The sequence below is a fragment of the Agromyces sp. H66 genome, from assembly GCF_004959775.1.
Lineage (GTDB): Bacteria > Actinomycetota > Actinomycetes > Actinomycetales > Microbacteriaceae > Agromyces.
This window is the reverse complement of record NZ_SJZG01000002.1, coordinates 269,183-288,546: the sequence shown is the minus strand read 5'-3', so window position 1 is coordinate 288,546 and position 19,364 is coordinate 269,183. Positions and strand designations below refer to the sequence as shown.

Annotated in this window: 18 protein-coding genes, 1 tRNA gene and 1 other RNA gene; 10 read left to right on the top strand and 10 right to left on the bottom strand. The window is 70.2% G+C overall.

Annotated elements, in window-relative coordinates; genetic code table 11:
* Positions 1 to 25: 25 nt before the first annotated feature.
* From EZM51_RS04660 to aceE, 5 genes are all read right to left on the bottom strand, one after another.
* On the bottom strand, positions 26 to 274 hold the full coding sequence (locus tag EZM51_RS04660) for an acyl carrier protein (RefSeq protein WP_056731598.1): 249 nt from the start codon (positions 272 to 274) through the stop codon (positions 26 to 28).
* Between the two features lie 65 nt (positions 275 to 339).
* On the bottom strand, positions 340 to 1,344 hold the full coding sequence (locus EZM51_RS04655) for a beta-ketoacyl-ACP synthase III (protein WP_136707074.1): 1,005 nt from the start codon (positions 1,342 to 1,344) through the stop codon (positions 340 to 342).
* A gap of 41 nt (positions 1,345 to 1,385) precedes the next feature.
* Entirely contained in the window at positions 1,386 to 2,309 is a 924-nt protein-coding gene (locus EZM51_RS04650) for an ACP S-malonyltransferase (RefSeq protein ID WP_136707073.1), read from the bottom strand.
* 103 nt (positions 2,310 to 2,412) lie between these two features.
* Entirely contained in the window at positions 2,413 to 3,585 is a 1,173-nt protein-coding gene (locus EZM51_RS04645; protein WP_211195813.1) for a helix-turn-helix domain-containing protein, read from the bottom strand.
* Positions 3,586 to 3,638: 53 nt separating this feature from the next.
* Positions 3,639 to 6,365, bottom strand: coding sequence for a pyruvate dehydrogenase (acetyl-transferring), homodimeric type (gene aceE, locus EZM51_RS04640; protein ID WP_136707071.1), 2,727 nt, complete (start codon positions 6,363 to 6,365; stop codon positions 3,639 to 3,641).
* 172 nt (positions 6,366 to 6,537) lie between these two features.
* Here aceE and EZM51_RS04635 point away from each other — a divergent pair, with 172 nt between their 5' ends.
* Positions 6,538 to 7,002: a peroxiredoxin gene (locus tag EZM51_RS04635; protein ID WP_136707070.1), complete on the top strand. Its 465-nt coding sequence runs from the start codon at positions 6,538 to 6,540 to the stop codon at positions 7,000 to 7,002.
* Between the two features lie 69 nt (positions 7,003 to 7,071).
* Positions 7,072 to 7,147: transfer RNA gene (locus EZM51_RS04630), tRNA-Val, on the top strand.
* Positions 7,148 to 7,164: 17 nt separating this feature from the next.
* Here EZM51_RS04630 and EZM51_RS04625 read toward each other — a convergent pair.
* Positions 7,165 to 7,530, bottom strand: coding sequence for a VOC family protein (locus EZM51_RS04625; RefSeq protein WP_136707069.1), 366 nt, complete (start codon positions 7,528 to 7,530; stop codon positions 7,165 to 7,167).
* A gap of 95 nt (positions 7,531 to 7,625) precedes the next feature.
* Between EZM51_RS04625 and EZM51_RS04620 the strand changes: the two genes are divergently transcribed.
* The 5 genes from EZM51_RS04620 (at position 7,626) to rnpB (ending at position 10,553) form a co-directional block, all read left to right on the top strand.
* The gene (locus EZM51_RS04620; protein ID WP_136707068.1) at positions 7,626 to 8,087 is read left to right on the top strand and encodes a MarR family transcriptional regulator; all 462 of its coding nucleotides are present in this window, start codon (positions 7,626 to 7,628) and stop codon (positions 8,085 to 8,087) included.
* Positions 8,088 to 8,130: 43 nt separating this feature from the next.
* Complete coding sequence (locus EZM51_RS04615; protein WP_136707067.1) at positions 8,131 to 8,949, top strand: Nif3-like dinuclear metal center hexameric protein; 819 nt, start codon at positions 8,131 to 8,133, stop codon at positions 8,947 to 8,949.
* Positions 8,950 to 8,986: 37 nt separating this feature from the next.
* The gene (locus EZM51_RS04610; RefSeq protein ID WP_136707066.1) at positions 8,987 to 9,724 is read left to right on the top strand and encodes a C4-type zinc ribbon domain-containing protein; all 738 of its coding nucleotides are present in this window, start codon (positions 8,987 to 8,989) and stop codon (positions 9,722 to 9,724) included.
* Complete coding sequence (locus EZM51_RS04605) at positions 9,724 to 10,146, top strand: reverse transcriptase-like protein (RefSeq protein WP_136707065.1); 423 nt, start codon at positions 9,724 to 9,726, stop codon at positions 10,144 to 10,146. Before EZM51_RS04610 ends, EZM51_RS04605 begins: the two co-directional genes overlap by 1 nt.
* Before the next feature lie 14 nt (positions 10,147 to 10,160).
* An RNA gene (gene rnpB / locus EZM51_RS04600) (RNase P RNA component class A) lies at positions 10,161 to 10,553 on the top strand.
* 3 nt (positions 10,554 to 10,556) lie between these two features.
* Here rnpB and ppgK read toward each other — a convergent pair.
* Positions 10,557 to 11,312: a polyphosphate--glucose phosphotransferase gene (gene ppgK / locus EZM51_RS04595; RefSeq protein WP_136707064.1), complete on the bottom strand. Its 756-nt coding sequence runs from the start codon at positions 11,310 to 11,312 to the stop codon at positions 10,557 to 10,559.
* A gap of 34 nt (positions 11,313 to 11,346) precedes the next feature.
* Positions 11,347 to 12,210 carry a type I methionyl aminopeptidase gene (map, locus tag EZM51_RS04590; protein ID WP_136707063.1) on the bottom strand — a complete coding sequence of 288 codons (864 nt, stop codon included), beginning with the start codon at positions 12,208 to 12,210 and terminating at the stop codon, positions 11,347 to 11,349.
* 11 nt (positions 12,211 to 12,221) lie between these two features.
* Here map and EZM51_RS04585 point away from each other — a divergent pair, with 11 nt between their 5' ends.
* Positions 12,222 to 12,407, top strand: coding sequence for an SPOR domain-containing protein (locus tag EZM51_RS04585; RefSeq protein WP_136707062.1), 186 nt, complete (start codon positions 12,222 to 12,224; stop codon positions 12,405 to 12,407).
* A 17-nt stretch (positions 12,408 to 12,424) separates the two neighbouring features.
* Here the strand turns inward: EZM51_RS04585 and panB are convergent, their stop codons facing one another.
* Positions 12,425 to 13,312, bottom strand: coding sequence for a 3-methyl-2-oxobutanoate hydroxymethyltransferase (gene panB, locus EZM51_RS04580; RefSeq protein WP_136707061.1), 888 nt, complete (start codon positions 13,310 to 13,312; stop codon positions 12,425 to 12,427).
* 87 nt (positions 13,313 to 13,399) lie between these two features.
* Between panB and EZM51_RS04575 the strand changes: the two genes are divergently transcribed.
* Together EZM51_RS04575 and EZM51_RS04570 are read left to right on the top strand one after the other, a co-directional pair.
* Positions 13,400 to 14,737: a glutamine synthetase family protein gene (locus EZM51_RS04575; protein WP_136707060.1), complete on the top strand. Its 1,338-nt coding sequence runs from the start codon at positions 13,400 to 13,402 to the stop codon at positions 14,735 to 14,737.
* 10 nt (positions 14,738 to 14,747) lie between these two features.
* Positions 14,748 to 17,765, top strand: coding sequence for a bifunctional [glutamine synthetase] adenylyltransferase/[glutamine synthetase]-adenylyl-L-tyrosine phosphorylase (locus tag EZM51_RS04570; protein ID WP_136707059.1), 3,018 nt, complete (start codon positions 14,748 to 14,750; stop codon positions 17,763 to 17,765).
* Positions 17,766 to 17,854: 89 nt separating this feature from the next.
* Here the strand turns inward: EZM51_RS04570 and glnA are convergent, their stop codons facing one another.
* Positions 17,855 to 19,279 carry a type I glutamate--ammonia ligase gene (glnA, locus tag EZM51_RS04565; protein ID WP_136707058.1) on the bottom strand — a complete coding sequence of 475 codons (1,425 nt, stop codon included), beginning with the start codon at positions 19,277 to 19,279 and terminating at the stop codon, positions 17,855 to 17,857.
* Positions 19,280 to 19,364: the final 85 nt, after the last annotated feature.

The window sequence follows — 19,364 nt, the reverse complement described above, 5'->3', positions numbered from 1 at the left end:
GTCGTGCGACCCGCCCGAGCAGCGACTAGGCCTGGGCCTTGACGATGAAGTCGACGGCGTCGCCGACGGTCTTGAGGTTCTTGACCTCTTCGTCGGGGATCTTGACGTCGAACTTCTCCTCGGCGTTGACGACGATCGTCATCATCGAGATGGAGTCGATGTCGAGGTCATCGGTGAACGACTTGTCCAGCTCAACCGTGTCGGTCGCAATGCCGGTCTCGTCGTTGATGAGCTCGGCCAGGCCGGCAAGAACTTCTTCGGTGGACAATGCCATTGTTCTTCTCCTTGGGGGTGTCTCGTTTGACCGAGACACAGTCTAGATGGACGATGGTCGGCGGTTCAGGGAAGAACCACCACTTGGGCGCCGAACACGAGTCCGGCACCGAAGCCGATCTGGAGGGCGAGGCCGCCCGAGAGCTCCGGATGCTCCTGCAGCAACCGGTGGGTCGCAAGCGGGATCGAGGCGGCCGAGGTGTTGCCGGTCGTCGCGATGTCGCGGGCGATCACGACCGATTCGGGCAGCTTGAGCTGCTTCGCGAACTCGTCGATGATGCGCATGTTGGCCTGGTGGGGGATGAACGCCGCGAGGTCGGCGCTCGTCACGCCCGCGGCATCCAGTGCCTGCTTCGCGACCTTGGCCATGTCCCACACGGCCCAACGGAACACGGTCGGGCCCTCCTGGCGGAGCGTGGGCCACTCCGAGCGGCCCTCGCGGAACTCGGTGAGGGTGTGGTTCATGCCGACGGCGTCGGCCTTCGAGCCGTCGGAGCCCCAGATCGTGCGGGCGATGCCCGGGAAGTCGCTCGGGCCGATGACCACGGCACCCGCGCCGTCGCCGAGGAGGAACGAGATCGACCGGTCAGTCGGGTCGACCACGTTCGAGAGCTTCTCGGCGCCGATGACGAGTGCGTAGTGCGCCAGGCCGGTGCGGATGAGCGCATCGGCCTGGGCGACCGCGTAGGCGTAGCCCGCGCACGCGGCGTTCTCGTCGTAGGCCGCGGCCGGGTTGGCGCCGACCCGGTCGGCGACCACCGCGGCGATGGACGGCGTCTGCTGCACGTTCGAGATGGTCGCGACGATGACGAGGTCGATGAGCTCGGGGGCCACGCCCGACTTCTCGATGGCCTCGCGTGCGGCATCCGTGGCGAGGTCGATGGCCTCCACGTCGGCTCCGGCGCGCGTGCGGGTGATGATGCCCGTGCGCTGCTGGATCCACTCGTCGGAGGAGTCGATCGGTCCGACGAGGTCGTCGTTCGGCACGGCGTTCTCGCCGCGCGCCGCCCCGACCGCGTAGATGCGCGTGTAGGCGGGGCCGTGCGACTGCTGGAGTGTGGGTCTGGTCATGCTCGCCAATCTCTCGTGTGTGCCGCTCGTCGTGCCCGGGATCAGGCGGCCTGGTCGATGAGCTCGATGGCGGCGGGCAGGTCGTCGGGCGTCTTCACCGCGACGGTCGGAACGCCCTTGAGTGCGCGCTTGGCGAGGCCGACGAGCGCGCCCGCCGGGGCGACCTCGATCAGGCCGGTGATGCCGGCGGCGGCGAACGACTCCATGCAGCGGTCCCAGCGCACCGGGGAGGAGACCTGCCCCACGAGCAGGTCGACGAAGGCGGCACCGGATGCCACGGGGCTGCCGTCGTGGTTCGTCCAGAGCGTCACGCCGGGATCGGCGACGTCGTGAACGGCCGCCGCCACGGCGGCGAGCCGCTCGACCGCCGGCTGCATGTAGCGGGTGTGGAAGGCGCCGGCGACCTGCAGCGGGATGACCCGGGCACCGGCGGGGGGCGCGGCCTTGAGCGCCTCGAGCGCGTCGAGTGCGCCCGCGACCACGATCTGGCCGCCGCCGTTGAAGTTCGCGGGCTCGAGTCCGAGCTCGTCCAGGCGGGCGAGCAGTGCCGGCTCGTCGGCGCCGATGACGGCGCTCATGCCGGTCGGCGCGAGCGCAGCGGCATCCGCCATCGCTCGGCCCCGCTCGGCGACGAAGTGCATCGCGTCGGCCTCCTGCAGGACGCCGGCGCCGACGGCGGCGGTGATCTCGCCGACCGAGTGCCCGGCGATGCCGCCGATGCGGGCGCCGCGGCCGTCGGCGAGCAGGCCGCCGAGCGTGATGAGGCCCGCCGCGACGATGAGCGGCTGGGCGATCGCGGTGTCGCGGATCGTGTCGGCGTCGCTCACGGTGCCGTGGGTCGCGAGATCGACGCCCGCGGCCTCGGAGAGGGCGTCGAGCCGCTCGGCGTAGGCCGGTTCGGTGAGCCAGGGGGTGAGGAATCCGGGGGTCTGCGAGCCCTGTCCAGGGCAGACGACGACGATCACGCTCCCTATCCTGCCAATCCCCGTCGGCCCGGGTGTGTGTCGTTACGACAAGCTCTCGCCGAAAGCCTTGTGCGTGGCCCACATGACACGCGCGAGGCGCGCGTCACGACGGACGGCGCCGTGGCGTGTGCTCGTGGTCGCTCATCGAACCGATGATGAGCGCGGCCTGCAGGATCAGGGCCTCGCGAGCGCCGGTGGCATCCCAGCCGATCACGTCGGAGACGCGCTTCAACCGGTACCGCACCGTGTTGGGGTGCACGAACAGCTCGCGGGCCGTGGCCTCGAGCGACCGGCCGTTGTCGAGGTAGCTCCAGAGGGTGGTGAGCAGCTCGGTCGAGTGCGCCTGCAGCGGCCGGTAGATGCGGTGCACGAGCGTGGCGCGCGCGAGCGGATCGCCCGCCAGCGCCCGCTCGGGCAGCAGGTCGTCGGCGTGCACGGGCCGCGGCGCGTGCCGCCACGACCGCGCGACCGCGAAGCCCGCGAGCGCGGCCTTCGCGCTCTTCGACGCGTCGACGAGGTTCGGCACCTCGTGGCCGAGCACCAGGTGGCCGGGGCCGAAGTGCGGCTCGAGCTGGGTGGCGATCTCCATGAAGGTGAGCGCCGGCGACGTGCCGATCGACTCCTCGGGCTCGCGTCCGAGCGGATCGGAGCGACCGATCACGAGCACCAGCCGGTTGCCCTGCACCCCGATGAGCACATCGGCGTGCATGTGCCGGGCCGCCCGCCGCACGTGGTCGACATCGAGCTGCTTCGGCGCCGTGCCGACGAGCACGGCGACCTCGCCGTGGCCGTGCCAGCCCAGCGCGGCGATGCGACTCGGAAGTTCGTCGTCGTACTCGCCCGAGAGGATCGAGTCGACGACGAGCGCCTCGAGGCGCGCATCCCAGAGGCCGCGCGCCTCGGCGGCGCGCGCGTAGACGTCGGCGGCGGCGAAGGCGATCTCGCGCGAGTAGAGCAGGATCGCCTCGCGCAGCGCCTCGCCGCCGTCCTTCACGACGCGGTCCTCCACGACCTCCACCGTGACGCGGATGAGCTGCAGCGTCTGCTGCAGGCTCACCGAGCGGAGGAGCTCACGCGGGGCGGCCCCGAACACGTCGGCCGCGATCCACGGCGTCGACCGCGGATCCTCGAACCACGCGATGAACGACGAGATGCCGGCCTGGGCGACGAGCCCCACGGCCGAACGTCGGCTGGGCGGCATGTCGCCGTACCACGGGAGCGTATCCTCGAGGCGCTTCAGGGTCTGGGTCGACAGCTCGCCCGCAATGGTGCGCAACCACGCCAGCGTCTCCGCTTTCGTCCTGGACTTCGCCGCCACCTCGTCGCCTGCTAGCTCTCGCCGCCGGCCGTCCCGGTGGTGCCGGCGTTCACGTCGTGCAGCCGGTACTTCTCGATGGCCTGCGCCGGGAGTGAGCGGTCGACCTCGCCTCGCTCCGCGAGGAGTTCGAGTGCGCGCACCGCCACCGAGGGGCCGTCGATCTTGAAGAACCGGCGGGCCGCCGGACGCGTGTCGGAGAAGCCGAAGCCGTCGGCCCCGAGCGTCGCGAAGTCGCTGGGCACGTAGGCGCGGATCTGGTCGGGAACGGCGTGCATGAAGTCCGACACTGCGACGACCGGTCCCGAGGACCCCTCGAGCTTCTGCGTGAGGTACGGCGTGCGGCGCTCGGCGTCGGGGTTCAGGAAGTTGTGCTCGTCGGCGGCCATGCCGTCGCGGCGCAGCTCGGTCCAGCTGGTGACCGACCACACGTCGGCCGAGATGCCCCAGTCCGTCTCGAGGAGGTGCTTGGCCTCGAGCGCCCACGGCACGGCGACGCCCGAGGCGAGCAGCTGCGCCTTCGGTCCCTGCACCTGCGAGTCCGCGATGCGGTGGATGCCTCGCACGATGCCCTCGACGTCGACGCCCTCGGGCTCGGCTGGCTGCACGATGGGCTCGTTGTACACCGTCAGGTAGTACATCACGTTGGGGTCGGGGTGCGATCCGCCGTACATCCGGTCGAGGCCGGCGCGAACGATGTGCCCGATCTCGTAGCCGTAGGCCGGGTCGTACGAGACCACCGCGGGATTCGTGGCGGCGAGGAGCAGCGAATGCCCGTCGGCGTGCTGGAGGCCCTCGCCCGTCAGCGTCGTGCGTCCGGCGGTCGCACCGATCATGAAGCCGCGGCTCATCTGGTCGCCGGCGGCCCAGATCGCATCGCCCGTGCGCTGGAACCCGAACATCGAGTAGAAGACGTAGATCGGGATGAGCGGCTCGCCCTGCGTCGAATACGACGTGCCGACCGCCGTGAACGCGGCCAGCGCGCCAGCCTCGTTGATGCCGACGTGCAGGATCTGCCCCTGCGGGCTCTCCTTGTAGGCGAGCAGGAGTTCCCGGTCGACCGAGGTGTAGTGCTGGCCGTTCGGGTTGTAGATCTTCGCATTCGGGAAGAACGCGTCCATGCCGAACGTGCGCGCCTCGTCGGGGATGATCGGCACGATGCGGTTGCCGAAGTCCTTCGAACGCATGAGGTCCTTCAGCAGGCGCACGAAGGCCATGGTGGTGGCGATCTCCTGCGTGCCCGAGCCCTTCTTCGCGATCGCGTAGGCCGAGTCGTCGGGCAGCGTGATCGCGGTGTGCGTCGTGCGGCGCTCGGGCAGGTATCCGCCGAGCGCGCGACGGCGCTCGTGCAGGTACTGGATGGCCTCGTCGTCGTTGCCGGGGTGGTAGTACGGCGGGAGGTAGGGGTTCTCCTCGAGCTGTGCGTCGGAGATCGGGATGCGCATGGTGTCCCTGAAGGTCTTCAGGTTGTCGAGCGTCATCTTCTTCATCTGGTGGGTCGCGTTGCGGCCCTCGAAGGCGGGACCGAGCCCGTAGCCCTTGATCGTCTTCGCGATGATGACGGTGGGCTGGCCCTTGTGCTCCATGGCGGCCTTGAACGCCGCGTACACCTTGCGGTAATCGTGGCCGCCGCGCTTGAGGCCCCACACCTCGTCGTCGGTGAGGTCCTTGACGAGCTCGAGCGCGCGCGGGTCGCGACCGAAGAAGTTCTCGCGCACGTAGGCGCCGGACTCCGCCTTGTAGGTCTGGTAGTCGCCGTCGGGCGTGACGTTCATGAGGTTGCGGAGGGCACCGTCGTGGTCGCGCGCGAGCAGGTCATCCCATTCGCGGCCCCAGACGACCTTGATGACGTTCCAGCCGGCGCCGCGGAAGAAGCTCTCGAGCTCCTGGATGATCTTCCCGTTGCCGCGCACCGGCCCGTCGAGTCGCTGCAGGTTCGCGTTGATGACGAACGTGAGATTGTCGAGACCCTCGTTCGCGGCGACCTGCAATTGACCGCGGCTCTCGATCTCGTCCATCTCGCCGTCGCCGAGGAACGCCCAGACGTGCTGGTCGGAGGCGTCCCTGATGCCGCGATTGGTGAGGTACTTGTTGAGCTGCGCCTGCCAGATGGCGTTGATCGGGCCGAGGCCCATCGACACCGTCGGGAACTGCCAGAAGTCGGGCATGAGCCGCGGGTGCGGATACGACGAGATGCCGTTCGGCGCGTGCGACTTCTCCTGACGGAAGCCGTCGAGCTGGTCGGTGGAGAGACGGCCTTCGAGGAACGCACGCGCGTAGATGCCGGGGGAGGCGTGACCCTGGATGAAGACCTGGTCGCCGCCGCCCGGGTGGTCCTGGCCGCGGAAGAAGTGGTTGAAGCCGACCTCGTAGAGCGAGGCCGACGACGCGTACGTGGAGATGTGGCCGCCGACCGCGATGCCCGGACGCTGCGCGCGGTGCACGGTGACCGCGGCGTTCCAGCGGATCCAGGCACGGAAGCGGCGCTCGATCTCCTCGTCACCGGGGAAGTCGGGTTCGTTCTCGGGGGCGATGGTGTTGAGGTAGTCCGTCGTCGGGACCATGGGCACGCCGAGGTGCAGCTCCTTCGAGCGCTTCAGCAGGCTCAGCATGATCTCGCGACCACGCTGGTGCCCCTTCTCGGAGACGAGAGCGTCGAGGGATTCGGCCCATTCGGATGTCTCCTCGGGATCCGAGTCCATCGCCTCGACCGAGTAGGGGTCCTGGTCGTTGACAGTCACACTCGACCTCTCTCTTCAGCAGATCATGCCTGCGGGTGTGGGACGTGCGCACGACGGAGGGACCGGATCACGGTCGCGTGGCACCACGCCATCCTAGTGATTCTATGCCCCGCATGCGGGGGCTAGGCTGAGTGCCCGTCATGCCGCGTGAACACTGGAAGCGAGACATCCGATGATCCTGCAACCCGGCAGCCGGGCCCCCGAGTTCTCGCTCTCGAGCCAGTTCGGGCAGACCGTCCGGCTCGACGCGCTGCTCGCCGACGGGCCGGTCACCCTCGTATTCTTCCCGCTCGCCTTCTCGGGCATCTGCCAGGGCGAATTGTGCGAGCTGCGCGACAACTTCTCGATGTTCGAGGCCGGCGGCACGCAGCTCGTGGCGGTGTCCGTGGATTCCAAGCACACCCTCCGGGCGTGGAGCGAGGCGCAGTCGTACGACTTCCCGCTCCTCGCGGATTTCTGGCCGCACGGCGAGGTCGCCGACGCCTACGGCGCGTTCGACGACACGAACGGCGTCGCCCGCCGGGCGACGTTCGTCATCGGCACCGATGGGGTGGTGCGAGCGAGCTTCGCGACGCCGCGCGGTCAGGCCCGATCGCTCCAACAGTACCGCGAGGCGCTGGCCGGCGTCTCCGCCTGATCCGGGCTCGCCGCGGCGCGCCCACCACCGGCCGACCGGGATAGCATTGGCATGCGCCGGTCGGCGCGGGGGCCTTTAGCTCAGTTGGTAGAGCGCCACGTTTACACCGTGGATGTCGTCGGTTCGAGCCCGGCAGGGCCCACCATTCAGCCTCGCGTCGAGTCAGCGCCCGTCGTGGACCGTCACGGTGTAGCCGTCGGGGTCGAGGAAGCTGAAGGTCGCGCCGAACGGGCCGTCGGCCGGGGCCGCGACGATGTGCACCCCGCTCGAGGCCAGCGTGTCGTGGAGCGACCGAGCGTCGTCGGCATGCAGCCACAGGGCGACGCCGAGACCGGGTCGGCCGGAATCGAGGTCGACGCCGGGAAGCGGCTCGCGCACCGCGAACGGGATGGGGCTCGTGGCGAAGACGACGGCGCCGGGCGGAGACGCGGCGGCGCGCGTGAGACCGAGCCGCTGCTCGTAGAAGGCCGCAGCGCGCGGCACATCGCGCACCTGCAGTGCGATGAAGTCGGGTCCGGTCACGGTCATGGTGTTCTCCAGTTCTCGAAGCGGGGATGCATGTCAGGGCTTTGACATCCACATGTCAGTACCCTGACATATGAACTCTATGTCAGGCTACTGACATGCGACCGACGTTGGACGACCTCGGGGAGGTCATCGGCTACGTCCTGAAGCGAGCCCAGTCCGCCCTGCGCACCCGGATCGATGATGTGCTCCGGCCGCTCGGCGTGACGACGCCGCAGTACGCGTGCCTCGAGCTGCTGCAGCGCACGCCGGGGATCTCGGCCTCCGAGCTCGCGCGGGGGGCATTCGTGACCCGCCAGACCATGAACGCGGTGCTGCGCGGCCTCCAGGATCGGGGCCTCGTGACGCGAGCCGACGTGGCCCCGTCGGGTCGCGCGCGTCCGGTCGTGCTCACCGAATCGGGCGTACGGCTCCTCGCCGAGGCATCCGGCCGCGTCGCCGCGATCGACGACCTCATGATCTCCGGTCTCACCGAGGCCGAACGCCTCGACCTCCTCGACTACCTGGGCCGTTGCATCACGGCGCTCGAAGGACGAACCGACCCGCCGGTGCCCGCCTGACGACCGCCGGGGCCCGAGGTACCGGCGACGATAGGCTGGGCGGGTGCCAGTCGTACTCGCCGAGGTCATGTCCACGATCGATCGACTCTGGCCGCTCGAGGGCGCCGAGCCATGGGACGCGCCGGGCCTGGTCACCGGTGATCCGGATGCCCCGGTCGAACGTGTGCTCCTGGCCGTCGACGCCGTGGGCAGCACGGTCGACGAGGCGATCGAGGCCCACGCCGACCTCCTCATCACGCACCACCCGCTGCTGCTGCGCGGGGTGACGACCATCGCGGAGGACCGCTACAAGGGCGCCCTGCTCGCGCGCCTGATCCGTGCGCGATGCGCGCTCCTCGCGGCGCACACCAACGCCGACGTCGTCGAGCGCGGCACCTCGGCGGTGCTCGCCGGCCGCCTCGGCCTGCTCGACGCGCGACCGATCGTGCCCGGCGCCGACCCGGCCCTCGGCCTCGGGCGCGTGGGCCGGCTCGCGGAACCCACCACGCTCGGCCGGCTCGCCCGCCGCCTCGCCGAGATCCTGCCCGCCACGGCGACCGGCGTGCGCGCCTCCGGTGAGTTCGACGCCCCGGTCGAGACCGTGGCGGTGTGCGGCGGGGCGGGCGACTCGCTGCTCGGCGACCCCGCGGTGCGTGCGGCCGACGTCTACGTGACGGCCGACCTGCGTCACCACCCGGCATCCGAGGCCCGCGAACAGGCTCTCCTCGGTGGCGGGCCCGCGCTCATCGACGTGTCGCACTGGGCCAGCGAATGGCTCTGGCTCGACGAGGCCGCCGCGCAGTTGCGCGCCGAACACCCCGACCTCGAGGTCCGCGTGAGCGAACTGCGCACCGACCCGTGGGACTTCCAGGTCGTGCAATGATTTCCACTTCCCACTCCGACCCCACGAGGAGCACCACGTGAAGGCAAGCCCCGCCGACCAGCAGGAACTGCTCCGGCTGCAGTCCCTCGACACCCGCCTCCAGCAGTTGGCCCACCGGTTGGGCGCACTCCCGCAGACCGCACCGCTCGCCGAGCTCGCCAAGCGCCACACGGCCGTGCGCGGCACGCGCGCGGAGGCCGTCGGCGCCCTCGAGGGAGCCCGTGCCGAGCTGACCCGTCTCGAGTCGGATGTGGCGATCGTCGAGGCAAGGATCGCCCGTGACGGCGACCGGCTGCAGCACACGTCGTCGGTGAAGGATGTCACGGCGCTGGAGTCCGAGCTCGCCTCGCTCGCCCGACGGCGCTCCGACCTGGAAGACCAGGAGCTCGTCGTCATGCAGCGCGTCGAGGACGCGGAGCTCCGGGTCGCCGACATCGACGAGGAGCGTGCCACGATCGAGTCCGAGGTCGAGAAGCTCCAAGCCGAGCGCGACGAAGCGGCCGCGGGCCTCACGAAGGAACGCGAGGCGGCCGAACGCGACCGCGACGTCGTGGCGGGCGGCGTGCCCGCCGAGCTCCTCGCCTTCTACGAACAGCGTCGCGCGCGCGGCGCCGGCATCGGCGCGGCACTCCTGCGCCAGCGCACGTGCCAGGGCTGCAACATGACCCTCACCGGATCGGACCTCGACACGGTGCGCCGGGCGGCCGCCGACGACGTCCTGCTCTGCCCCGACTGCGACCGCATCCTCGTGCGCACGGAGGAGTCCGGCATCTGATGTCGCGCACGCTCATCGTGGAGGCCGACGGCGGCTCACGGGGCAACCCGGGCATCGCGGCGGGCGGGGCGATCGTCATGGACGGCGAATCCGGCGAGGTGCTCGCGGAGATCGGCGTCTACGTCGGCGTGGCCACCAACAACGTGGCCGAGTACCGCGGGATGCTCGAGGGCCTGCGTCGCGCGTTCGAGATCGACCCCGGGGCATCCGTGCACGTGCGCATGGATTCGAAGCTCGTGGTGGAGCAGATGTCGGGCCGGTGGAAGATCAGGCACCCCGACATGCAGCACATCGCCCGCGAGGCGCGGGAGTTGATCGGCCGCCGGCACGCGACGTTCGAGTGGGTGCCGCGCCTGGAGAACTCGCGCGCCGACGCCCTCGCGAACCGGGCGATGGATCGGAAGTCCAGCTTCGGGCTGTAATCTGGCGATGCGAGTGGGTCGGCAAGACGGTCGCGTCATCCGGTCCGCGTCTTCGGGCGCGGTGGCGGATGCCGAGGAACGTCCGGGCTCCGCAGGGCAGGACGGTGGGTAACACCCACCCGGGGCAACCCGCGAGACAGTGCCACAGAAAGCAGACCGCCCCGGGCGCAGGCCCGGGGTAAGGGTGAAACGGTGGGGTAAGAGCCCACCAGCGGCCGCGGTGACGCGGTCGGCTCGGCAAACCTCGTCCGGAGCAAGGCCAGACAGGGAACCATGGGGCGGCCCGTCCCGTTCCCGGGTAGGCCGCTGGAGGGTCACGGTGACGTGACTCCGAGAGAGATGGCCGTCCAGCCGGTGTCGCGCAAGCGCCCGGTGAACAGAACCCGGCGTATCAGCCGGCCCATTCGCACCTACCGCGTCGCGAGCGACGCCGCCCCCAGGATGCCCGCGTTGTTGCGGTGCACGGCCGGCACGATCGGCGTCTGGAGGTCGAGCAGCGACAGGAACTGCTCGTGGTGCTTCGACACGCCGCCGCCGACGACGAACAGGTCGGGGGAGAAGAGGAACTCGAGGTGCGAGTAGTACCGCTGCAGCCGCTCGGCCCACTGCTCCCAGCTCAGCGACTCACGCTCCATCGCCGAGTAGGCGGCGCGGCGTTCGGCGTCGTGTCCGTCGAGCTCGAGGTGCCCGAGCTCGGTGTTCGGCACGAGCACGCCGTCGTTGATGATCGCCGAGCCGATCCCCGTGCCGAGCGTCGTGAGGATCGTGACCCCGGCGACGCCCGCGATCGCGCCGTACCGCAGCTCGGCGATGCCCGCGGCATCCGCATCGTTGATGAAGTGGATCTCACGCCCGAGCGCCTGCTCGAAGAGTTCCTCGGCTGGCAGGCCGATCCACTCGTCGGAGATGTTCGCCGCCGAGAGGGTGCGGCCGTGCTTGACGATCGCCGGGAAGCACAGGCCGAGCGGCAGCTTCGTGCCGTCGGCCTCGTCGGCGATGCCCGCCAGCAGTTCCTCGGCCGCCCGCAGGATGTCCCGGGGCCGGCCGCCCTCGGGCGTGCGCACCTTGAACCGCTCGCTGACGAGCCGTCCGGTGGCGAGGTCGACGACCGCTCCCTTGATGCCCGTGCCGCCGATGTCGATGCCGATCGCGTGCTCACTCGCCATGGCGCCACACTATCGCGGGCACGAGGAGCGACCCTCAGGGGAGGGTCAGGATCTCGGCGCCGCGCTCGGTGACGACGAGGGTGTGCTCGAACTGCGCGGTGAGCGACCGGTCGCGGGTGACGACCGTCCAGTCGTCGTCCCAGACGTCCCACGTGATCGCGCCGAGCGTGAGCATCGGCTCGATCGTGAAGACCATGCCGGGCTCCATGATCGTGTCGAACTCGGGTGCGTCGTAGTGGGGGATGACGAGCCCCGTGTGGAACGCCCGGCCGACGCCGTGTCCGGTGTAGTCGCGCACGACGCCGTAGCCGAAGCGCTTCGCATACGCCTCGATGGCGCGCCCGATCACGTTCACCTGCCGACCCGGTGCGACGGCGCGGATGCCGCGTGCGAGCGCCTCCCGCGTGCGCTCGACGAGCAGCGCCGCCTGCTCGTCGGCCCGGCCCACGAGGAACGTGTGGTTGAGGTCGCCGTGGTACCCGTCGAGGTACGCGGTGACGTCGATGTTGACGAGGTCGCCGTCGTCCAGCACGGTGTCGTCGGGGATGCCGTGGCAGATGACCTCGTTGACCGAGGTGCACGACGACTTCGGGTAGCCGCGGTAGCCGAGCGTCGAGGGGTAGGCGCCGTGCGCGACGACGTACTCGTGCACGATGCGGTCGAGCTCGTCGGTCGTGACTCCCGGCCGGATGGCGGATGCCGCGGCGTCGATCGCTCCCGCGGCGATGCGACCGGCCGCGCGGATGCGCTCGATCTCCTCGGCCGTGTAGCGATCGCCGCCCGCGCCGGGTGTCGGCGCGGCGCGGCCGACGTATTCGGGCCGGGCGATGCCGGCCGGCACCTCACGGGTCGGCGACAGACGGCCGGGGATCAGGTGGCCTGCGGGGTCCTTGGGCATAGGATCAGCCTATGGCCGAGGATGTCGAGCACATGTTCTGGTACAACATGAAGACCGGTGAGGTCGAGCAGGGCTTCCAGTCACCGGCGGTCGAACGGGTCGGACCGTTCGAGACCCGCGAGGAGGCCGAGCGCGCCCTGGAGATCCTCCGGGCGAACAGCGCGAAGTGGGCCGAGGAGGAGGCCGCCGAAGACTGAGTGTCGCGCCGCCGCGCCTACTCGTAGCTGTGCTCGGCGTCGGGATAGTTCCCCGCCTCGACGTCCTTGCGCCACGCAGTCGCGGCCTCGCTGAGGACGCCGGCCAGGTTCGCGTACTGCTTCACGAACTTCGGAACGCGGCCGATCGTGAGGCCCGCCCAGTCGGTCCAGACGAGGAGCTGGCCGTCGGTGTGCGGTCCGGCGCCCACGCTGATGGTCGGGATCTCGAGGAGCTCGGTCACCTGCCGCGCGGCATCCGCCGGCACCATCTCGAGCACGACGGCGAAGGCGCCCGCCTCCTGCACGGCCTTCGCGTCGGCGAGCAGTTGCTGCACGCCCTCGCCGCGCCCCTGGATGACGTGGCCGCCGAGGCCGTGCTCGCTCTGCGGCGTGTAGCCGATGTGCCCCATCACGGGGATGCCGGCGCCGACGATGCGCCGGATCTGCTTGGCGCTGCGTTCGCCGCCCTCGAGCTTCACGGCGTGGGCACCCGTCTCCTTCATGAACCGGACCGCGGTCTTGAGGGCGTCCTCGGGGCCGTTCTCGTAGGAGCCGAACGGCATGTCGGCCACGACGAACGCGCGCCGCACGGCGCTGGCGACGGCTCTCGTGAGGGGGATGAGTTCGTCGAGAGTCACGGGCAGGGTGGTCTCGTAGCCGAGCACGGTGTTGCCCGCCGAATCGCCCACGAGCAGGAAGTCGATGCCCGCTTCATCGAAGATGCGCGCCGTGAGCATGTCGTAGCTCGTGAGTCCGGTGATCTTGATGCCCTCGCGTTTGGCGTTCTGGAAGTGCCGGGTGCGCACTCGCTTCGGGCCTCCGGTCGCCGCGGCGCCGCCGTACGGGTTGGTCTCGGGGAGTGCGGAGCTCGCGGATGCTGGGTCGTTCACAGGCTGCTCTGGCATGCCGCCAGTCTGGCACAACGGGCAGCGGCGGTCGGCGCTCGGCCGGTCGCCGAACCGCTACCCTGAGAGGTGCGAGAGAGGGTGTGGATGGATAAGCAGCGCGACTTCGTTCTCCGGACCATCGAGGAACGTGGGGTCAAGTTCGTCAGGCTCTGGTTCACCGACGTCGTGGGCACCCTGAAGTCGGTGGCGATCGCCCCCGCCGAGGTCGAGGGGGCGTTCACCGAGGGCATCGGATTCGACGGCTCGGCCATCGAGGGCCTCAGCCGCACGTACGAGTCCGACCTCCTCGCCTTCCCCGACCCGACCACGTTCCAGACGCTCCCGTGGCGCGGCGACATCGATCCCACGGCACGCATGTTCTGCGACATCACGACTCCCGACGGGGAGCCGGCCGTCGCCGACCCCCGCAACGTGCTGAAGCGCACGCTCGCACGCGCGGCCGACCGCGGCTTCACCTTCTACACGCACCCCGAGATCGAGTTCTACCTGCTGAAGTCGTCGAAGTACGGACCCGAGGGTCCGCAACCCGTCGACTCGGCGGGCTACTTCGACAACGTGCCGGGCGGCACCGCCCACGACTTCCGTCGACGCTCGGTGCGCATGCTCGAGGACCTCGGCATCTCGGTGGAGTTCAGCCACCACGAGGCCGGGCCCGGCCAGAACGAGATCGACCTCCGCTACGCCGACGCCCTGACGACGGCCGACAACATCATGACCTTCCGCACGGTCGTGAAGGAGGTCGCCATCGAGCAGGGCGTGTACGCGACGTTCATGCCGAAGCCGTTCTCGCACAACCCCGGAAGCGGCATGCACACGCACCTCTCGCTCTTCGAGGGCGACGCGAACGCGTTCTTCGAGGCGGGGGCGCAGTACCAGCTGTCGAAGATCGGCCGCCAGTTCATCGCCGGGCTCCTCCGGCACGCCAACGAGATCTCGGCCGTGACGAACCAGTTCGTGAATTCCTACAAGCGGCTCTGGGGCGGCGACGAGGCGCCGAGCTTCATCTGCTGGGGCCACAACAACCGGTCGGCGCTCGTGCGCGTGCCCCTGTACAAGCCCAACAAGGGCCAGAGCGCGCGAGTCGAGTACCGCGCAATCGACTCGGCCGCCAACCCGTACCTCGCCTTCTCGCTGCTCCTCGCGGCGGGCATGAAGGGCATCGAGGAGGGCTACGAGCTCCCGCCCGAGGCGGAGGACGACGTGTGGGCGCTCACCGACAGCGAGCGACGCGCGCTCGGCTACGACCCCCTGCCGGCCAGCCTCGACCACGCGATCGAGTACATGGAGGAGTCCGAGCTCGTCGCCGAGACGCTCGGCGAGCAGGTCTTCAACTACGTGCTCGCGAACAAGCGAGCGGAGTGGCGCGACTACCGGGTGCAGGTCACCCCGTTCGAGTTGCAGCGCAATCTCGAGATCCTCTGACCTGAGACGGATGTCACGACAGGCGCAGTCCCTCGGCCGGCTCGCCCGAGCGGGTTTCGACGACCTCGACCGGGCTGCCGCCTCGCTCGAGGAGCTCGCCTCGACGACCGGGCTCGACGGCGATCGGCTGCTCGGCGCGCTCGCGCATGCCGGCGATCCCGACGAGGCGCTCGCGGCGATCCGTCGCCTGCACGAGCGCGCGCCGCACGAGGTGGCCTCGGTGCTCGGTCAGGATGCCTCGGCCGAGCGCCTGGCGCGCCTGCTCGGGGCGTCGCGCGGATTCGCCGACTTCCTGCTGCGGCATCCGGCCGAGCTCGCGGTGCTGCAGCAGGTGCCCCTGCCGCCGCTCGGAGCGGATGACGCACGTGTCGTGCTGACGGCGGCGATCGACGACCTCGACGTGCCGCAGGCCGATCTTCCGACCGCTGCGGCGACCGCGGTGCGGGTGCGCTACCGGCGCCTGCTCGCGGGCATCGCCGTGTACGACCTCACGCGCCCGAGCACGATCGAGGCCGTCGACACCGTCGCGGCCGGTCTCGCGGACCTCGCCGGCGCGGCGCTCGACGCGGCGCTCGTGGCGGCTCGGCGCTCGATCTCGCGCGCCGACGGCGACCCCGCCTCGCCCGGCCGCTATCCCGCGCGCGAGGTTGCGGCGACCCGTCTCGCCGTGATCGGCATGGGCAAGGCCGGCGCGCGCGAGCTCAACTACGTGAGCGACGTCGACGTGATCTTCGTCGCCGAGTCCGCCGACGAGGACGTCGTCTCGACGGCCCGCGCTCTCGACATCGCGACCCGACTCGCGATGGTGGCGATGCGCATGATCGCCGAGCACGGCATCGAGCCGCCGCTCTGGGAGGTGGACCCGAACCTCCGGCCCGAGGGCAAGGACGGCGCCCTCGTGCGCACGCTCGACTCGCACCTGCAGTACTACGATCGGTGGGCGAAGAGCTGGGAGTTCCAGGCGCTCCTGAAGGCGCGGCCGATCGCGGGCGATGCGGAGCTCGGCGCCCGCTACGCCGCGGGCGTCGCCCCGAAGGTCTGGGCGAGCTCCGGCCGCGACGGGTTCGTCGAGTCGGTGCAGCGGATGCGCGAACGCGTGACCGAGCACATCCCCGCCGACGAGGTCGACGTGCAGGTGAAGCTCGGCCCCGGCGGGCTCCGGGACATCGAGTTCACGGTGCAGCTCCTCCAGCTCGTGCACGGGGCGACCGACCCCGAGATCCGGCAGGGCGGAACCCTGCCGGCCCTCACGGCGCTCGCGGCACGCGGCTACGTGGGTCGCGAGGAGGCGGCCGAGTTCTCACGCGACTACCGCGTGCTCCGGGTACTCGAGCACCGCCTGCAGCTGGACCGGCTGCGACGCACGCATCTCATGCCCCGCGACGCCGCACGGCTGCGAACCCTCGCACGTTCGTCGGGTCTCGCACGGAACGCCGAAGACCTGACCGCGGTCTGGCAGGACACCCGTCAGCGCGTCCGGGGGCTGCACGAACGGCTGTTCTACCGCCCGCTCCTGTCGGCGGTGGCGGCACTGCCCCCGGGCGAGCTCGAGCTCACGAGCGAACAGGCGGAGGCACGGCTCGCGGCGATCGGCTTCCGGGATCCGAAGGGCGCGCTCGCCCACATCGGCGCGCTCACCGCGGGCGTGTCGCGACGGGCGACCATCCAGCGGCACCTGATGCCCGTGCTCATCTCCTGGTTCGCCGACGGCGCCGATCCCGACTACGGCCTGCTCGCGTTCCGCCGCGTGAGCGACACCCTCGGGACCACGCACTGGTACCTGCGCCTGCTGCGCGATTCGTCGGACGCCGCGCTCCGGCTCACCCGCGTGCTCTCGGGGTCGCGGTTCGCCGGCGAGCTCCTGGAGCGCATCCCCGAGGCGGTCGCGTGGCTCGAGGACGTCGACGAGCTGCGGCCCCGCCCGCTCTCGGCGCTCCAGGACGAGAAGCGGGCGGTGCTCGCCCGCCACGGCGACGCGGATGCCTCGGCCAAGGTGTTCCGGGCCATCCGCCGTCGCGAGGTGCTGCGCCTGGCGCTCTCCGCCATCCTCGACGTGTGCTCGGTGGAGGAGCTCGGGCGAGGGCTGTCCGACGTGACCGAGAGCCACATCGCCGCCCTGGTCGAGGCGATCCGCGGGGGCGAGGACGACGGGCTGGAGTTCGCCGTGATCGGCATGGGCCGGTTCGGCGGTCGCGAGCTCGGCATCGGGTCGGATGCCGACATCGTCTACGTCTTCCGGCCCACGCATGCCTCGCCCGAGGCCGCGCAGGCCCGGGCCCTCCGCATCGTGTCGGAGCTCGTTCGCCTGAGCGAGGATGCACGCCTGCCGTTCGAGCTCGACGCCGACCTGCGACCTGAGGGTCGCAACGGCGTCATCGCACGGTCGCTCGACGCCTACCGGGCCTACTACGCGCGCTGGTCGCTGACGTGGGAGGCGCAGGCCCTGCTGCGCGCCCGCGGGGTGGCCGGCGACCCGGCGCTCATCCACGACTTCACGGACCTCGCCGACTCGGTGCGCTATCCGGCGGAGATCACCGAGCAGGACATCCGCGAGGTCAAGCGCATCAAGGCGCGCGTCGAGAACGAGCGGCTGCCGCAGGGCGCCGACCCCACCCGGCACCTGAAGCTCGGGCGGGGATCGCTCTCCGACGTCGAGTGGTACGTACAGCTCGTGCAGCTGCAGCACGGCGCCGCCGATCCGTCGCTCCGCACCACGTCGACGCTCGATGCCCTCGACGCGGCCGTCGAGCACGGCCACGTCGCCCCCGCGGATGCGAGCGTGCTGCGCACGGCGTGGGTGTTCGCGTCGCGTGCGAGGTCGGCGCTGACGCTGTGGCTCGACCGCACGATCGACGTGCTGCCCGTCGAACGCTCGCAACTCGAGGGCGTGGCGCGCATCATGGGGTACCCGCCCGGGTCGGCGAGCCGCCTCGAAAGCGACTATCTCGCGGTCACGCGGCGAGCGCGTGCGGTGTTCGAGCGGGGCTTCTACGGCGTCGAGCCGCGCCGCGATCCCACCACGCATTGACCGCGCGTCGCGCGACACCGACCGGGGCCGAACGAACGACGGTCCCGCACCACGCGGGTGCGGGACCGTCGCCCTGGGGGAGCGGGAATTCAGACGCCGAAGTAGAGCTCGTACTCGAAGGGGTGCGGACGCTGGGCCAGCGGCTTCAGCTCCTTCTCGCGCTTGTAGTCGATCCAGGTCTCGATGAGCTCCTTGGTGAACACGCCGCCCTCGAGGAGGAAGTCGTGGTCGGCCTCGAGCGCGTCGAGTACCGCGTCGAGCGAACCCGGCACCTGGGGGATGGACTTGGCCTCCTCGGGCGGAAGCTCGTAGAGGTCCTTGTCGACGGGCTCGTGCGGCTCGATGCGGTTCCGGATGCCGTCGATGCCCGCCATGAGCTGCGCGGCGAAGGCGAGGTACGGGTTGCCCGAGGCATCCGGCGCACGGAACTCGATGCGCTTGGCCTTGGGGTTCGTGCCCGTGATGGGGATGCGGATGGCCGCCGAGCGGTTGCCCGCGGAGTACACGAGGTTCACGGGAGCCTCGAAGCCCGGCACGAGCCGGTGGTACGAGTTCACCGTCGGGTTCGTGAAGGCGAGGATCGCGGGGGCGTGCTTGAGGATGCCGCCGATGTACCAGCGCGCGACGTCGGAGAGGCCGCCGTAGCCGGCCTCGTCGTAGAACAGCGGCTTGCCCTCGTTCCACAGCGACTGGTGCGTGTGCATCCCCGACCCGTTGTCGCCGAAGAGCGGCTTCGGCATGAACGTGGCGGTCTTGCCCCACTCGTTGGCGGTGTTCTTGACGATGTACTTGAACTTCAGGATGTCGTCGGCCGCGTGCACCATCGTGTCGAACTTGTAGTTGATCTCGCCCTGGCCGGCGGTGCCGACCTCGTGGTGCGAGCGCTCGACCTCGAGGCCGGCGTCGATGAGCTTCAGCACGATGTCGTCACGGAGGTCGGCATGCTGGTCGACCGGCGAGACGGGGAAGTAGCCACCCTTGTACGCGGTCTTGTTCGCGAGGTTGCCGCCCTCTTCGGCGCGGCCCGAGTTCCAGGCGCCCTCGTTGGAGTCGACCGAGTAGAAGCTCGCGTTCTGCTTCACCTCGTAGCGGACGTCGTCGAAGATGTAGAACTCGGCCTCGGGCGCGAAGAACGCGGTGTCGGCGATCCCGGTGGAGGCGAGGTACTTCTCGGCCTTCTTCGCGACCTGGCGGGGGTCCTTGCCGTAGATCTCGCCGTTGCGCGGGTTGTAGATGTCGAAGACCATGATGAGCGTGCGCTCGGCGCGGAACGGGTCGACGTAGGCCGTCGAGACATCCGGGATCAGCTGCATGTCGGATTCGTGGATCGAGGCGAACCCGCGAATGGAGGAGCCGTCGAACAGTTGGCCGACCGTGAAGAACTCCTCGTCGACGGTCGACGCCGGGATGTTGAAGTGCTGCTGCACACCCGGGAGGTCGGTGAAGCGGATGTCGAGGAACTTGACATCCGTCTCCTTGATGAACTTGAGCACTTCAGACGAATCACTGAACATGTGACGAACACTCCAAGAGGGGCGGGTGGGGACCGGACGGACTTGCACAGCCGCTCCCGACGGTATCGAGTCGCGGTTTCCCGAC

What these genes read in the sequence shown, in the direction of transcription:
- EZM51_RS04660 (WP_056731598.1), bottom strand. Translation starts at nt 274, where the DNA reads ATGGCATTGTCCACCGAAGAAGTTCTTGCCGGCCTGGCCGAGCTCATC.
- ppgK (WP_136707064.1), bottom strand. Translation starts at nt 11,312, where the DNA reads ATGGCGAGTGAGCACGCGATCGGCATCGACATCGGCGGCACGGGCATC.
- EZM51_RS04575 (WP_136707060.1), top strand. Translation starts at nt 13,400, where the DNA reads ATGGATAAGCAGCGCGACTTCGTTCTCCGGACCATCGAGGAACGTGGG.
- EZM51_RS04605 (WP_136707065.1), top strand. Translation starts at nt 9,724, where the DNA reads ATGTCGCGCACGCTCATCGTGGAGGCCGACGGCGGCTCACGGGGCAAC.
- EZM51_RS04585 (WP_136707062.1), top strand. Translation starts at nt 12,222, where the DNA reads ATGGCCGAGGATGTCGAGCACATGTTCTGGTACAACATGAAGACCGGT.
- EZM51_RS04635 (WP_136707070.1), top strand. Translation starts at nt 6,538, where the DNA reads ATGATCCTGCAACCCGGCAGCCGGGCCCCCGAGTTCTCGCTCTCGAGC.
- EZM51_RS04570 (WP_136707059.1), top strand. Translation starts at nt 14,748, where the DNA reads ATGTCACGACAGGCGCAGTCCCTCGGCCGGCTCGCCCGAGCGGGTTTC.
- EZM51_RS04655 (WP_136707074.1), bottom strand. Translation starts at nt 1,344, where the DNA reads ATGACCAGACCCACACTCCAGCAGTCGCACGGCCCCGCCTACACGCGC.
- glnA (WP_136707058.1), bottom strand. Translation starts at nt 19,279, where the DNA reads ATGTTCAGTGATTCGTCTGAAGTGCTCAAGTTCATCAAGGAGACGGAT.
- EZM51_RS04625 (WP_136707069.1), bottom strand. Translation starts at nt 7,530, where the DNA reads ATGACCGTGACCGGACCCGACTTCATCGCACTGCAGGTGCGCGATGTG.
- map (WP_136707063.1), bottom strand. Translation starts at nt 12,210, where the DNA reads ATGCCCAAGGACCCCGCAGGCCACCTGATCCCCGGCCGTCTGTCGCCG.
- EZM51_RS04620 (WP_136707068.1), top strand. Translation starts at nt 7,626, where the DNA reads ATGCGACCGACGTTGGACGACCTCGGGGAGGTCATCGGCTACGTCCTG.
- panB (WP_136707061.1), bottom strand. Translation starts at nt 13,312, where the DNA reads ATGCCAGAGCAGCCTGTGAACGACCCAGCATCCGCGAGCTCCGCACTC.